Source organism: Streptomyces sp. NPDC085460 (assembly GCF_044541975.1).
In the GTDB taxonomy this organism is placed as follows: domain Bacteria; phylum Actinomycetota; class Actinomycetes; order Streptomycetales; family Streptomycetaceae; genus Streptomyces.
In genome coordinates, this window is the sequence record NZ_JBITTO010000007.1 from 276,000 (window position 1) to 289,409 (window position 13,410).

The 13,410-nt window shown below is 74.6% G+C and carries 14 protein-coding genes; 2 read left to right on the plus strand and 12 right to left on the minus strand.

All coding sequences use genetic code 11. The annotated features are described in order from the left end of the window. Positions 1 to 3 precede the first annotated feature (3 nt). Both hsaA (ACIGHB_RS20090) and hsaA (ACIGHB_RS20095) read right to left on the minus strand, forming a co-directional pair. Entirely contained in the window at positions 4 to 1,170 is a 1,167-nt protein-coding gene (gene hsaA / locus ACIGHB_RS20090; protein ID WP_360315026.1) for a 3-hydroxy-9,10-secoandrosta-1,3,5(10)-triene-9,17-dione monooxygenase oxygenase subunit, read from the minus strand. A gap of 109 nt (positions 1,171 to 1,279) precedes the next feature. Then, positions 1,280 to 2,449: a 3-hydroxy-9,10-secoandrosta-1,3,5(10)-triene-9,17-dione monooxygenase oxygenase subunit gene (gene hsaA, locus ACIGHB_RS20095; protein WP_360315028.1), complete on the minus strand. Its 1,170-nt coding sequence runs from the start codon at positions 2,447 to 2,449 to the stop codon at positions 1,280 to 1,282. 193 nt (positions 2,450 to 2,642) lie between these two features. On the opposite strand from hsaA (ACIGHB_RS20095), the gene ACIGHB_RS20100 reads away from it, so the two are divergent. Then, positions 2,643 to 3,584: an IclR family transcriptional regulator gene (locus ACIGHB_RS20100; RefSeq protein ID WP_399914738.1), complete on the plus strand. Its 942-nt coding sequence runs from the start codon at positions 2,643 to 2,645 to the stop codon at positions 3,582 to 3,584. A gap of 92 nt (positions 3,585 to 3,676) precedes the next feature. On the opposite strand, the gene ACIGHB_RS20105 is transcribed toward ACIGHB_RS20100, so the two are convergent. The 10 genes from ACIGHB_RS20105 to ACIGHB_RS20150 all read right to left on the minus strand — a co-directional run bounded on the left by ACIGHB_RS20105 (position 3,677) and on the right by ACIGHB_RS20150 (position 12,548). Beyond that, on the minus strand, positions 3,677 to 4,114 hold the full coding sequence (locus tag ACIGHB_RS20105) for an SRPBCC family protein (RefSeq protein WP_399914740.1): 438 nt from the start codon (positions 4,112 to 4,114) through the stop codon (positions 3,677 to 3,679). Between the two features lie 23 nt (positions 4,115 to 4,137). After that, positions 4,138 to 4,914, minus strand: a complete 777-nt coding sequence (locus tag ACIGHB_RS20110; protein WP_399914742.1) for an SDR family oxidoreductase — start codon at positions 4,912 to 4,914, stop codon at positions 4,138 to 4,140. 29 nt (positions 4,915 to 4,943) lie between these two features. Continuing rightward, positions 4,944 to 5,999 (minus strand): 2Fe-2S iron-sulfur cluster-binding protein, encoded by a 1,056-nt coding sequence (locus ACIGHB_RS20115; RefSeq protein WP_399914744.1) that lies wholly within the window; start codon positions 5,997 to 5,999, stop codon positions 4,944 to 4,946. Beyond that, complete coding sequence (locus ACIGHB_RS20120; protein ID WP_399914745.1) at positions 5,986 to 6,225, minus strand: hypothetical protein; 240 nt, start codon at positions 6,223 to 6,225, stop codon at positions 5,986 to 5,988. Before ACIGHB_RS20120 ends, ACIGHB_RS20115 begins: the two co-directional genes overlap by 14 nt. A gap of 1 nt (position 6,226) precedes the next feature. Then, positions 6,227 to 7,384 carry a Rieske 2Fe-2S domain-containing protein gene (locus tag ACIGHB_RS20125; RefSeq protein ID WP_360315040.1) on the minus strand — a complete coding sequence of 386 codons (1,158 nt, stop codon included), beginning with the start codon at positions 7,382 to 7,384 and terminating at the stop codon, positions 6,227 to 6,229. A gap of 24 nt (positions 7,385 to 7,408) precedes the next feature. Continuing rightward, positions 7,409 to 8,434: a 4-hydroxy-2-oxovalerate aldolase gene (gene dmpG, locus ACIGHB_RS20130; RefSeq protein ID WP_399914748.1), complete on the minus strand. Its 1,026-nt coding sequence runs from the start codon at positions 8,432 to 8,434 to the stop codon at positions 7,409 to 7,411. 12 nt (positions 8,435 to 8,446) lie between these two features. Continuing rightward, complete coding sequence (locus ACIGHB_RS20135; RefSeq protein ID WP_399915035.1) at positions 8,447 to 9,358, minus strand: acetaldehyde dehydrogenase (acetylating); 912 nt, start codon at positions 9,356 to 9,358, stop codon at positions 8,447 to 8,449. A 7-nt stretch (positions 9,359 to 9,365) separates the two neighbouring features. Continuing rightward, positions 9,366 to 10,148, minus strand: coding sequence for a 2-keto-4-pentenoate hydratase (locus tag ACIGHB_RS20140; protein ID WP_360315044.1), 783 nt, complete (start codon positions 10,146 to 10,148; stop codon positions 9,366 to 9,368). Between the two features lie 683 nt (positions 10,149 to 10,831). Then, entirely contained in the window at positions 10,832 to 11,752 is a 921-nt protein-coding gene (locus tag ACIGHB_RS20145) for an SDR family oxidoreductase (RefSeq protein ID WP_360315046.1), read from the minus strand. A gap of 16 nt (positions 11,753 to 11,768) precedes the next feature. Beyond that, entirely contained in the window at positions 11,769 to 12,548 is a 780-nt protein-coding gene (locus tag ACIGHB_RS20150; protein WP_399914750.1) for an SDR family oxidoreductase, read from the minus strand. Between the two features lie 79 nt (positions 12,549 to 12,627). On the opposite strand from ACIGHB_RS20150, the gene ACIGHB_RS20155 reads away from it, so the two are divergent. Continuing rightward, a complete protein-coding gene (locus tag ACIGHB_RS20155) occupies positions 12,628 to 13,398 on the plus strand; it encodes an enoyl-CoA hydratase family protein (RefSeq protein WP_399914752.1) in 771 nt (256 codons plus the stop codon). Positions 13,399 to 13,410 lie beyond the last annotated feature (12 nt).

Consider the following 13,410-nt stretch of genomic DNA (forward strand, 5'->3'; position numbering starts at 1 on the left):
CTCTCAGGCCATGGTGTCTTGGACATCGATGCCGAGGGCGCACTGCCCGTACATGACGAGGGCGCGCTCGGGGTCGTTGGCGGCGTGGCCGCGGCCGGTGTGGGCGTCGCGCCAGGCGCGCTGGACGGCTCCGGAGCCGGTGCGCATGGCGTTGCCGCCGGCGTTCTCCATCAGCAGGTCGACGGCGGCGACCGCGCGTTCGGTGGCGAGCACCTGGTCCCGGCGGGTGCGGGTGCGCAGCTCCATGGGGAGTTCCTCGCCGCGCTCGGCGAGGGCGTACATGGCGCCGATGTTGCGGGTGAGCTGGAGCCAGGCGGCGTCGATGTCGCTGGCGGCGCGGGCGATGCGGACCTGGGCGAAGGGGTCCTCGGCGACCTGCTGGCCGTAGGAGACGCGGAACCGCTTGCGGGTGGCCTCGGCGTAGGAGTCGTAGGCGCCCTCGGCGATGCCGACGATCGGGGTGGCGATGGTGGTGGTGAAGACGCCGGCGTACGGCAGCCGGTAGACGGGTTCGGGGTTGACCGCGTGGCCCGGCACGTCGAGGGCGGTGACGGGGCCGAAGCTGAGGGCGCGGTGCTCGGGGACGAACACGTCGTCCACGACGATGTCGTTGCTGCCGGTGCCGCGCAGGCCGACGGTGTCCCAGACGTCGTCGACGCGGTAGTCGGAGCGGGGGACGAGGAAGGTGCGCATGTCGACCGGGTTGCCCTCGGCGTCGGTGACGAGACAGCCGAGGAGGGCCCAGCGGGCGTGGTCGCAGCCGGAGGAGAAGTGCCAGCGGCCGGAGAGGCGGAAGCCTCCGTCGACGGCGGCGGCCTTGCCGGTGGGGGCGTACGAGGAGGCGATGCGGGTCTTGTGGTCCTCGCCCCACACCTCCTGCTGGGCGCGCGGGTCGAACAGGGCGACGTGCCAGGGGTGGACGCCGACCACGGAGGCGACCCAGCCGGTCGAACCGCACGCCTTGGCGATCTCCTTGACGGCCGTGTAGAAGGCCACCGGGTCGGCGGCGCGGCCGCCGAAGGTCTTCGGCTGGAGCAGCTGGAAGAAGCCGGTGTCCTCCAGTTCCTTGACGGAGGCGTCGGGCACGCGGCGCAGCTCCTCGGCCTCCGCGGCGCGTTCGCGCAGGACGGGGGCGAGGTCGCGGACTGCTGCCAGGACGTCGTCGGCCATGGGGGCATCCCCTTTCGGGTCGTGGTGGGGGAATGCCAGGACCGTACGGCGAGCCGGTCGCCGGGGTGAACGCGTCGCTCCCACTGAGCGGGAAGGCGGCGCGCGCGGTTCAGAGCATGGGGTCGCGGACGTCGAGGCCGACGGCGTCCCGGCCGAAGAGGGTGAGGGCGCGTGCCACGTCGTTGGCGGCCTGGCCGCGGCCGGTGTGGAGGTCGCGCCAGGCGCGGGAGAGGACGTCGCCGCCGCTGCGCAGGGGGCTGCCGCCGGCGTTCTCGCGCAGCAGGTCGACGGCGGTGAGGGCGCGTTCGGTTGCGAGGGCCTGGTCGCGGCGGGCGCGGGCGCGCAGGGCGACGGTGGGTTCGCCGCCGGCCCGGGCCACCGCGTACAGCTCGGCGGTGTTGCGGGCGAGCTGGAGGCGGGCGGCGTCGATCTCGCCGGCCGCGCGGGCGATGCGGACCTGGGCGAAGGGGTCCTCGGCGACGCGCCGGCCGGTCGGGAGGGCGGGGTGGGTGCGGGCGGTGTCGACGTGGTGCTCGTAGGCGCCCTCGGCGATGCCGACCATGACGGTGGAGACGGTGGTGGTGAAGAGGGCCGCGTACGGGAGCCGGTAGACGGGTTCCGGGTTGGCCTCGTGGCCGGGGCAGCGGAGGGTGGTGACGGGGGTGTAGCCGAGGGTGCGGTGGGCGGGGACGAAGGCGTCGTCGACGACGAGGTCGTTGCTGCCGCTGCCGCGCAGGCCGACGGTGTCCCAGACGTCGTCCACCCGGTAGTCGGCGCGGGGCACGAGGAAGGTGCGCATGTCGAGCGGGAGGCCGTCGGGGTCGCTGACGAGCCCGCCGAGCAGGGCCCAGCGGGCGTGGTCGGCGCCGGCCGCGAAGTGCCAGCGGCCGGTGAGCCGGTAGCCGCCGGGGACGGGGGTGACGGTGCCGGTGGGGGCGTGGGAGGAGCAGACGAGGGCGGTGTCGTCGCCGGACCACACGTCGTGCTGGGCGCGGGGGTCGAGGAGGGCGACGTACCAGGGGTGGACGCCGAGGAGGGCGGCGGTCCAGCCGGTGGAGCCGCAGGCCCGTGCGATCTCGTGGACGGCGGCGTGGAAGACCTCGGGGGCGGCGGCGAGTCCGCCGTGGGCGCGGGGGCGGAGCAGCCGGAAGAAGCCGGCGCGGTCGAGCTCGGCGACGGTGGCGTCGGGGAGGCGGCGCAGTTCCTCGGCCTCGTCGGCGCGTGCGCGCAGGGCGGGGGCGAGGGCCCGGACCGCGGTGAGGACGTCGTGGTCGCGCATGGGGTGCCTCTCGGGTCCGGTGCCCGGTTCTTGGGCTCCTCTTGGGTGACGAGAGGGAACCTACGCGTTACCGTTCCGAGACGGAACACCCCCTTCCCGCCGCCCCGCCCCCTCTGGCACTCTCCACGCAATACCGGAGATTACGGACGCGGCAGGGCTTTCGCCCGTCGCGCCGTCCGCGTGGGAGGTGTCGATGACGACGCATGCCGCCGAGCCCGTCCAGGACGTGCGGGCCGGAGGGGCCGGCGGGCCTGCCGAGGCCGTGGCTCCGCCGCTGCCGCCGCTGCCGCCGCTGCCGCCGCTGTCGCTGCTGGAGAAGGCGGCGAAGGTGCTCAGCGCCTTCCAGAGCGGGGGCCCGCGCCTGACCCTCACCGAGGTCGTGCAGCGGTCGGGGATCCGGCGCTCCTCCGCGCACCGCATCCTGGACCAGCTGGTGCAGCTGCGGTGGCTGGAGCGGGAGGGCCGCGACTACCGGCTGGGCATGGGCATGCTGGAGCTCGGCGCGATGGCCTCGCACCACAACCGGCTGCGCCGCGCCGCCCTCCCCCATCTGCACGCGCTGCACGAGGCGACCGGCCATCTGGTGCACCTCACCGTCCTCGACGGCTCCGAGGTGGTCTACCTGGAGCGGATCGGCGGCTCGGACGACTCCGGCGTGCCGTCCCGGACGGGCGGCCGGCAGCCCGCGTACTGCACGGCGTCGGGGAAGGCGATCCTGGCGTTCAGCGACGCCCCGGTGGTGGAGCAGGTGATACGGAACGGGCTGCGGCCCCGCACCCCCCGGACCATCACCCGCCCCGAGCCCTTCCGGGCCGAGCTGGCGCTGGTGCGGGAGCGCGGGGTGGCCTTCGACCAGGAGGAGGGGTTCCGGGGCGTCTACTGCGTCGCGGCGCCGCTGCGCGGGGCGGGCCGGGCCGTGGCCGCGATCTCGGTCTGCGGCCACGGCGTGCGCCGGGAGATGGAGCGGATCGCCCCCGCGGTGCGGGGCTGCGCCCGCCAGGTCTGGCAGTCGATGTTCGGCCCCGGGCGGCTGACGGAACGGCGGGCGGAGCCGGCGGGTGCCGTCGCGGCCGGGGTGCCGCAGCCGTCGATGGACAACATGATGACCTGGCTGCGGTTCAGCGACTGGATGTGAGGCGCTGCCGGGAGAGGCGCCTCCAGGCAGGCGCCCCCAGGTGACGCCTCAGGACAGGCGCCCCAGGAGAGACGCCTCCAGGGCGGGCGCCTCTAGGACAGGCGCTGCCGGACGGCGTCGAGGCCGGTGGCGTAGACGCCGTCCCCGAAGGCGGCCTCGACCTTCGGGACGAGGGCGTCCGGGGCGCGGTAGGAGGCGGTCCAGCGGAGTTCGGCGCCGTCGGGGTGCCCGGTGACGGCGAGCGTGGCCACGTACTCCTCGACGGGCAGCGCGAGCGGTTCGAGGAGGGTGTAGCGGTAGCTGCGGGCGGCGGGGTCCCGGGCGAGCAGCCGCTCGCGGGCGACGACCGTGCCGTCCAGCGTGAACGCCCTCACGGCGCCGGGGAGTTCGGGGTCGGCGCCGTCCTCCACCGTGGCTGGCGGAACGTGCGGGTGCCAGTCGCCGAGGCCGGCGAAGCCGCCGACGAGCGCCCAGACGGTGTCGGGGTCGGCGGGCACCACGAGGGAGCGGACGAGGGTGCGGGGGTGCATGGGGCCTCCGGGGCGGGATGCCGTCACCAGGTGCGGTCGCCGCGCAGGACGGCGTCGGCGCCGCCGTCCGCGAAGACGACCTGGCCGGTGACGAGGGTGTTCTCGGGCGAGGTGAGCCAGGCGATGAGCGGGGCGAGCTGTTCGGGCCGGGAGTGGCCGTGCAGCGGCATGGGGACGGCCCGCTCGACGAGGGCGCGGGTCGCCGGGTCGTCGAGCAGGGGCCGGGTCAGCGGGGTGAGGACCACGCCGGGGGCGACGGCGTTGAGCGGGATGCCGGCGCCGGCCCAGGCGTCGCCGGGGGCGGTGCGGCGGACCCAGCGGGAGACGGACGCCTTCGACGAGGAGTACACGAGGTGCCCCTCGCCGCGGTCCACGGCCGCGCGGGCGGCGGCCACCGCCGCCGGCTCGTCGCCCGCGTCCGCGGCGGCCATCAGGGCCGGGTCCGTGGGGTGCACGGAGTCGATGGAGCCGACGACGAGCGCCCGCGGGTCGCGGCCCGCGGCGAGGAGCGGGCGCAGTCCTTCGAGGGTGGCGACCGCGCCGAAGTGGTTGACCCTGATGGTGAGCGGGTCGAAGTGGGCGACGCCCGCGCAGGAGACGACGGCGTCGAGCCGGCCGCCGGTGAGGTCGCGGGCGCCGGCCACGAGCGCGGCCCGGCCCTCCGCGGTGGACAGGTCGGCGCGCAGGTCGCCGTCCTCCAGATCGGCGGCGAGGACCGTGTGGCCCCGCTCCCGAAGGAGGGCCGTGGTGGCCGCGCCGATGCCGGAGGCGGCTCCGGTGACCAGGTAGGTACGGGGCATGGGAGGGCTCCTCGGGGGAAGTCCGGGCGTCAGGAGTAGGTGATCCCGACCCGGTCGGTGAGCGGGAGGGCCTGGCAGGCGAGGACGTATCCGTCGGCGAGGTCCCGCGCGTCCAGGACCTCGTTGCGGACCATCCGCACCTCGCCCGAGACGACCCGGCAGGTGCAGGCGCTGCACGCGCCCTCGCGGCAGGAGTACGGGGCGTCCACCCCGGCCGCGAGGAGCGCGTCGAGCAGCGGAGCCGACGGCGGCCAGGCGACCGTACGGGTCTCGCCGTCGAGCTCCACCGTCACGGCGCCGTCCCGCTCCCCGGTGGCGGCCACCGGGGCGGGGGTGTCGAAGACGTCCCCGGAGAGGGAGAAGAACCGTTCCCGGTGGATGCGTTCGCCGGGCGCGCCGAGCGTGCGCAGCGCCCGTTCGACGGCGTCCATCAGCGGCCCCGGGCCGCAGACGAACGCCTCGCGGCCGGCGTACGGCGCGAGCGCGGCGGCGAGCCGCTCCGGGACCGGAAGGCCCTGGAGCGACTCCAGCCAGTGGACGACGAGGAGCCGTCCGGGGTGGGCGGCGGTGAGGGCGCGCAGTTCGTCGCGGAAGATCACCGAGGACTCGTCGCGGTTGGCGTACAGCAGGACGATCCGGCCGGTGCCGGCCGCGAGGACGGACTTGGCGATGGACAGGACGGGGGTGATGCCGCTCCCGCCGGCGACGAGCAGCAGGTCGTCGTCGAGGGAGTCCGGGGTGAAGGTCCCGGCCGGCGGCAGCGCCTCCACCTCGTCGCCCGCCGCCAGGTGGTCGCAGACCCAGTTGGAGCCGTACCCGCCCGCCACCCGCTTGACGGTGACCTTCAGCGGTTCGCCGGTGTGGGGCGAGCTCGCCAGGGAGTAGCAGCGGGCGACGGGCCCGTCCGCGCCGGGCAGCTTCAGGGTGAGGAACTGGCCGGGGCGGTGGGCGAAGCGGGGCGCGCTCTCCGGGGAGGGCTCCAGGACCAGCGAGCGCGCGTCGGCCGTCTCGGCGACGACCTCCACGACCCGCAGCCGGTGGGTGCGGGCGGCGCCGGTCGCGGCCGCGGGCTCAGAGGTCGACACGGACACCGTCGGCCTCCAGGGTTCCGTCCGCGACCGCGCGGTCGATGCTGGACCGCAGCGCGCGGCAGGTCCGTATCCGGGCGCTGGAGGCGCCCTGCCCGACCCGCTCGCGGAACTCGGCGCAGGCGACGGCGGCGTCGGCGGTCCACTGGACGGAGGTGTGGGCGGGGCTGAACTTCTCGCACAGGACCTGGTTGCCGCAGGCCGCGCACTGGACGGGTCGCATGTCAGGGGGCTCCGGTCTCGGTCTCCGCCGCGCGGCGGGCCAGGTTCTCGTCGACCTCGGCGCGCCAGGCCCGGTTGGCCCGCTGGGTGTCGATCTCGAACTCGAAGCGCCGGGTCATCTCGTCCTTGACGTCGGCGACGTCGACGTAGAACTGCTCGTACCAGCGGCGCAGCTGGTAGACGGGGCCGTCCTCCTCGGTGAGGAGCGGGTTGTCGATGCGGGTCTTGTTGCGCCAGATCTCGACGTCCTGCTCGAAGCCGACGGTGGCACCCTCGGCGGTGGCCGCGGCGGCCTCGGCGGCCTGCTCGTCGGTCATGCCGGGCAGCCGCCTGACGATGGCGCCGTACTGGAGGAGGAAGCTGTCGGCGTCGATCGGGTAGTGGCAGTTGATGAGGACGATCTCCATCTCCAGGCCGCCGCCGACGTCGCTGTAGAGGTGGTCGATCATGTAGGAGGGGCCGTAGTAGGAGGCGTCGGAGCGCAGCCGGCCGGAGCTGAGCGTGCCGAGTTCCATGTCGCCGCGGGGGCTGCTCTCCATGTACTGGGTGGCGACGTGGCCCTCGAAGACGTTCTTGAAGTACTCGGGGAAGGCGTAGTGCACGTAGTAGAAGTGCGCCATGTCCACGACGTTGTCGACGATCTCGCGGCAGTTGGAGCCCTCGACGCGGAGGGTCTTCCAGTTCCAGTCGCTCCACTGGCCGGCGTCGGGGCCGTGGACGCCGGCGATCTCGGGGACGGTGACCTCGGGGGGCGGCGGGTTGCCTTCGGGGTCGTGCCAGACGAAGAGCTGCCGGTTGCGCTCCAGGGCGGTCCAGGCGCGGGTGCGGGCGCGGGGCGGGACGCGGCGGGCGTACGGGATGCCGGCGCAGCGGCCGTCGCCCGACCAGCGCCAGTCGTGGAAGGGGCAGGCGACGGCGTCGCCCTTGACGGTGCCGTGGGCGAGGTTGCCGCCCATGTGGGGGCAGTAGGCGTTGAGGACGTGGAGTTCGCCGTCGTCCTGGCCCTGGAAGACCACGAGCTTGGTGCCGAACGCCTCGATCTCGTGCGGTGCGCCGTCCTTGAAGGTCTCGGCGAGGCCGAGGCAGTGCCAGCCCCGGGCGAAGCGGGCGGGAGGCCGGCCGGCTTCGATGACCCGGGCCTCGTCGTCGATCGCAGTCATCAGCTTCTCCTGGTGGTGGTGGGGTCAGTTCCCGGTGGCGGCGAGTTCGAGGGCGATGTCGATGAGCTGGTCCTCCTGGCCGCCGACCAGACGTCGTTCGCCGGCGCGCAGCAGGATCTCGGCGCCGGAGACGCCGTACCTCTCGGCCTGCCGGTAGGCGTGCTTGAGGAAGCTGGAGTAGACCCCGGCGTGGCCCATGAGCAGGGCGAGGCGGTCGAGCCGGCACTCCTCGTCCATGACGGGGCGGACGACGTCCTCGGCGGCGTCGATGATCTTCAGGACGTCGATGCCGGTGCGGATGCCCATCTTGGCGCAGACGGCGACGAACGCCTCGACGGCGGTGTTGCCGGCGCCGGCGCCGAGCCGGCGGGTGGAGCCGTCGATCTGGAGGGCGCCCGCCTTGACGGCGGCGACCGAGTTCCCGGTGCCGAGGGCGAGGTTCTCGTGGCCGTGGAAGCCGATCTGGGCGTCGTCGCCGAGTTCGGCGACCAGGGCCTGGACGCGGTCGGTGACGTCGTCCATGACCATGGCGCCGGCGGAGTCGACGACGTACACGCACTGGCAGCCGGCGTCGGCCATGATCCGGCCCTGGCGGGCCAGGTTCTCGGGGCTGGTGGAGTGGGCCATCATCAGGAAGCCGACGGTCTCCAGGCCCCGTTCGCGTGCGAGTCCGAAGTGCTGGACCGCGATGTCGGCCTCGGTGCAGTGGGTGGCGATCCGGCAGATGCCGGCGCCGTTGTCGTGGGCGGCCCGGATGTCGTCCTTGACGCCGAGCCCCGGGAGCATGAGGAAGGCGATGGCGGCGCGCCGGGCGGTCGCCACGGCGGCCTTGATCAGCTCCTGCTCGGGGGTCTTGGAGAAGCCGTAGTTGAAGGAGGAGCCGCCGAGTCCGTCGCCGTGGGTCACCTCGATCACCGGGACGCCGGCGTCGTCGAGGGCGGCGACGACGGACCGCACGTCGTCGGCGGTGAACTGGTGGCGCTTGGCGTGCGAGCCGTCGCGCAGCGAGGAGTCGGTGATCCGGATGTCGAGGGTGTCCGAGTAGGGCATGGCAGGGGCTCCTCACTCGCCCGGGGCGAGGAGCGCCCGGGCGAACTCCTCGCCGACCTTGGTGGCGGCGGCGGTCATGATGTCGAGGTTTCCGGCGTACGGCGGGAGGTAGTCGCCCGCGCCCTCGACCTCCAGGAAGATCGCGACGCGCGCCATGCCGCCGTTCTCGGGGCTGGGGTCGTCGAACTGCGGCTCGCCGCGCAGCCGGTAGCCGGGGACGTACGCGGCGACCTGCTCGGCGGTCTCCTTGACGGAGAGGGCGACGGCGGCGCGGTCGGCGTCCTCGGGGATCGCGCAGAAGACGGTGTCGCGCATGATGACGGGTGGGTCGGCCGGGTTGAGGATGATGATGGCCTTGCCGCGGGCGGCGCCGCCGATGGTCTCGATGCCGCGGGCGGTGGTGCGGGTGAACTCGTCGATGTTGGCCCGGGTCCCGGGGCCCGCGGAGACGGAGGCGACCGAGGCGACGATCTCCGCGTAGGCGACCGGGACGACCCGGGAGACGGCGTACACCATGGGGATGGTGGCCTGCCCGCCGCAGGTGATCATGTTGACGTTGGGCTGGTCGAGGTGGGCGCGGAGGTTGGCGGGCGGCACGACGGCCGGGCCGACGGCCGCGGGGGTGAGGTCGATCGCCTTGATGCCGAGCTCGGCGTAGCGGGGCGCGTTGGCGCGGTGGACGGAGGCGCTGGTGGCCTCGAAGACGAGGTCGGGCGTCTCGGCCCCGGCGAGGAGCGCGTCGACACCGTCGTGGGTGACCTCCAGGCCGAGCCGGCGGGCGCGGGCGAGGCCCTCGCTGCCGGGGTCGACGCCGACCATCCAGCGCGGCTCGACGAGTTCGGAGCGGAGCAGCTTGTACAGCAGGTCGGTGCCGATGTTGCCGGAGCCGACGATGGCGGCGGTCGCCTTGGTCTTGCGGGTCATCATCACCTCAGGTGAAGGAGAGGGAGACCGGGCCCAGCCCGGTGAACGCGGCGGTGAAGGTGGCGCCCGGCGTGATGTCGACGGCCCGGGTGCACGACCCGGGCAGCACGAGGTGTCCCTTCTTGAGGGGGACGCCGAAGCGGGCGACGGTGCGGGCGAGCCAGGCGACGGATCGGGCCGGGTCGCCGAGGACGGCGTCGCCGCGGCCCTCGGCGAGGAGTTCGCCGCCGCTGGTCAGCCGGGCCTCGACGGCCTTCAGGTCGATCCCGCGCGGGTCGCGGCCCTCTCCGATGACGAAGCCGGCCGAGGAGGCGTTGTCCGCGATGGTGTCGGCGATGGTGATGCGCCAGTCGCGGATGCGGCTGTCGATGAGTTCGAGGGCGGGGACGACCCGTTCGGTCGCCGCGAGGACGTCCTCGGGGGTGCAGCCCTCCCCCGGCAGGTCGTCGCCGAGGACGAAGCCGACCTCGACCTCGACGCGGGGGTGGCAGTAGCGGGCGACGGGGACCGGGACTCCGGGGGTGAGCTCCATGTCGTGGAGCAAGTGGCCGTAGTCCGGCTCGTCGACGCCCATCATGCGCTGCATGACGGGCGAGGAGAGGCCGACCTTGTGGCCGCGCACCTCGGCGCCGGCGGCGAGGCGGCGCCGGATGTTGACGAGCTGGATCTCGTACGCGTCCTCGGTGTCGATGCCGGGGTACGCCTCGCTCAGCGGGGCGATCGGCGAGACGCCCAGTTCGGCGGAGCGCAGCAGCTCGGCCGCCTCGTGGCGCCGTCGGTCCGTGAGCATGACGGGTCCCTCCTGGGGGCGGGTGGTGGCTGTGTCCGGCGAGGCTAGGCGGCGGGCGCGGGGCGGGGGGAGCGCGCGTTCCCGGTGAGCGGGAAACCCGACGACGCGGGTACGGGTCGCGCTGACGCGGCGGGCGGGGGCGGCGGGACGGCGCACTGTGTCGCCCCCGCGTCCCGGCTGCGCGCCGGGCGCGGTCTGCGGGACGGCGCGCTGTGTCGCCCCTCCTGTCCCGGCTACGCGCCGGGCGCGGCCCGCGGAACGGCGCGCTCTCCCGGACCCCCGTGTCCCGGCTACGCGCCGGACGCGGCCCGCGGGACGGCGCGCTCTCCCGGCCCCCCCCCGTGTGGGCAGGCGTCCCGCAGGGCGGGACGGGTGGGCACACGGGACGGCGCGCTCGGCCGCGCCCAGGCTTTCCGCGCCTGAACCCGCACCCGCTGTACGACGCCGTACGGGTGCGGGTCCAGGCACGGAAGCGGAAGCACCCGCAGAAGGTGCCGTTCCGTTGTGCCCACCCGTTCCGCCCTAGCGGAACGTATGCCCACAACGAAACGGCGGGCGCGGCGGGCGCGGCCCACAACGGAACGGCGGCGCGGTCGCAGGCTGCGACGGAACGGCGGCGTGGAGGGGCGGGCGCCGCCCCAGCGGAACGTCGACACGCGACCGGACGGCGGCGGCGGTGGTGGTCAGTGGGTGCCGTACACCGGCTGTGGGGGCTCCGCGTCCGCGAGGAGCCGGAGGGCCGTCGCACCCGCCTCCGCAGGGGTCCGGCGGGCGCCGGTGTCCGCGGTGGGGCCGGGCCGCCAGCCCTCCATGACGGTGATCCGCCCTCCCTCCGTCTCGAAGACGCGGCCCGTCACCCCCTCGGACGCGTCGGAGCCGAGCCACACCACCAGGGGCGAGACGTTCTCGGGGGCCATGGCGTCGAAGCCGCCCCCCTCCGGCGCGGCCATCGTGTCGCCGAAGGCGCTCTCGGTCATCCGCGTCCGGGCGGCGGGCGCGATCGCGTTGGCCTGGACGCCGTACCGCCCCATCTCCGCCGCCGCGACGAGCGTGAGGCCCACGATCCCGGCCTTGGCCGCCGCGTAGTTGCCCTGCCCGACGCTGCCGAGCAGCCCCGCTCCGGAGCTGGTGTTGATCACCCGCGCCCGGCGGCTCCGGCCCGCCTTCGCCTCGGCCCGCCAGTACTCCGCCGCGTGCCGCAGCGGAAGGAAGTGGCCCTTGAGGTGGACGCGCATGACGGCGTCCCAGTCGTCCTCGCCGAGGTTGACGAGCATCCGGTCGCGGAGGAAGCCGGCGTTGTTGACGAGGGTGTCGAGGCCGCCGAAGGTGTCGACGGCGGCGGCGACCAGCGAGCGGGCGCCCTCCGGGGTGGCGATGTCCCCGCCGTGGGCGACCGCCCGGCCGCCCGCCGCGGTGATCTCGTCGACGACGTCCTGGGCGGGGCCGGTGGGGCCGGCGCCGCCGCCGCTGCCGTCGAGGCCGACGCCGAGGTCGTTGACGACGACCCGGGCGCCCTCGGCGGCGAAGGCGAGCGCGTGCGCGCGCCCGAGGCCGCGGCCCGCTCCGGTGACGACGACGACGCGTCCCGCGCAGAGTCCGGTCATGTGAAGGTCCTGCCTTTCAGGGGTGGTTGCTGGTGGCGGCGTCGAGGAACGCGGGGCGTTCCCCTCCGCCGTGGAGGTGGAGGGCCGCGCCGCTGACGTACGCGGCGCGGTCGGAGGCGAGGAAGACGCAGGCGTCGCCGACGTCGGCGGGGTCGGCGAGCCGGCCGAGCGGCACGGTGCGGCCGACGGCGGCGACGCCGTCCTCGTCGCCGTAGTGCAGGTGGGAGAGTTCGGTGCGGACCATGCCGAGGACGAGGGTGTTGACCCGTACGAGCGGCGCCCATTCCACGGCCATGGAGCGCGCCAGGTTCTCCAGGCCGGCCTTGGCGGCGCCGTACGCGGCGGAGCCCGGGGACGGGCGGGTGCCGCTGACGCTGCCGACCATGACGATCGACCCACCGCCCTTCTGACGGCTCATCACCCGGTGGGCGGCGAGCGAGGCGGTCAGCGGGGCGACGAGGTTCAGTTCGACGACCCGGGCGTGCTGGGCCGGTGCGCCGTCGGCGAGGGTCCGGTACGGGGTGCCGCCGGCGTTGTTGACGAGGGTGTCGAGGCGCCCGTGGTCGTCCCGTACCCGCTCGAAGAGGGCCGTCACGGCCTCCGGGTCGCGGAGGTCCACGGGGAGGAAGCGGGCGGTGCGGCCGGCCGCGGTGACGGGTGTGTCGGGGGGCCGCCGGGCGCAGGTCACGACCTCCGCCCCGGCTTCGAGCAGGGCCCGGGTGATGCCCGCGCCGACGCCCCGGGTGCCGCCGGTGACGACGGCGACGGAGCCGGACAGATCGATGGTCACTGCCAAGGGACACCTCCCGCAGCGGCCGAACCGCTGCTACCTTCATACCTAACAAACGTTTGGTGGAAAGGTAGCTGATCTGCTCATGGGTGTCTCCACCTCCGCACCGGACGAGGGCATCGCCGTCGTCACCGTCGACTTCCCCCCGGTCAACGCCCTCCCCGTCCAGGGCTGGTACGACCTCGCCGCCGCCGTCCGCGCCGCGGGCACCGACCCGAAGACGCGCTGCGTCGTGCTCACCGCCGAGGGCCGCGGCTTCAACGCCGGCGTCGACATCAAGGAGATCCAGCGCGCGACCGGCCCCGAGGCGATCCTCGGCGCCAACCACGGCTGCGCCGAGGCGTTCACCGCCGTCTACGAGTGCGAGGTCCCGGTGGTCGCCGCCGTGCACGGCTTCTGTCTCGGCGGCGGCATCGGCCTCGTCGGCAACGCCGACGCGATCGTCGCCTCCGAGGACGCCACCTTCGGCCTGCCCGAACTGGACCGGGGCGCGCTCGGCGCCGCCACCCACCTCGCCCGGCTAGTCCCCCAGCACCTGATGCGCGCCCTGTACTACACCTCCCGCACGGTCACCGCCGAGGAGCTGCACCGGCACGGCTCGGTGTGGCGGGTCGTGCCGCGCGAGGGGCTGCGCGAGGCGGCGCTCGGACTGGCCCGCGAGATCGCCGCCAAGGACGGACGGCTCGTCCGCCTCGCCAAGGCCGCCATCAACGGCATCGACCCGGTGGACGTCCGGCGCAGCTACCGCTTCGAGCAGGGCTTCACCTTCGAGGCCAACCTCAGCGGCGTCGCCGACCGCGTCCGCGACACCTTCGGCACGGAGCGGTCCACGGACGAGAAGGAGGAGCAGTCGTGAGCAAGGACAAGA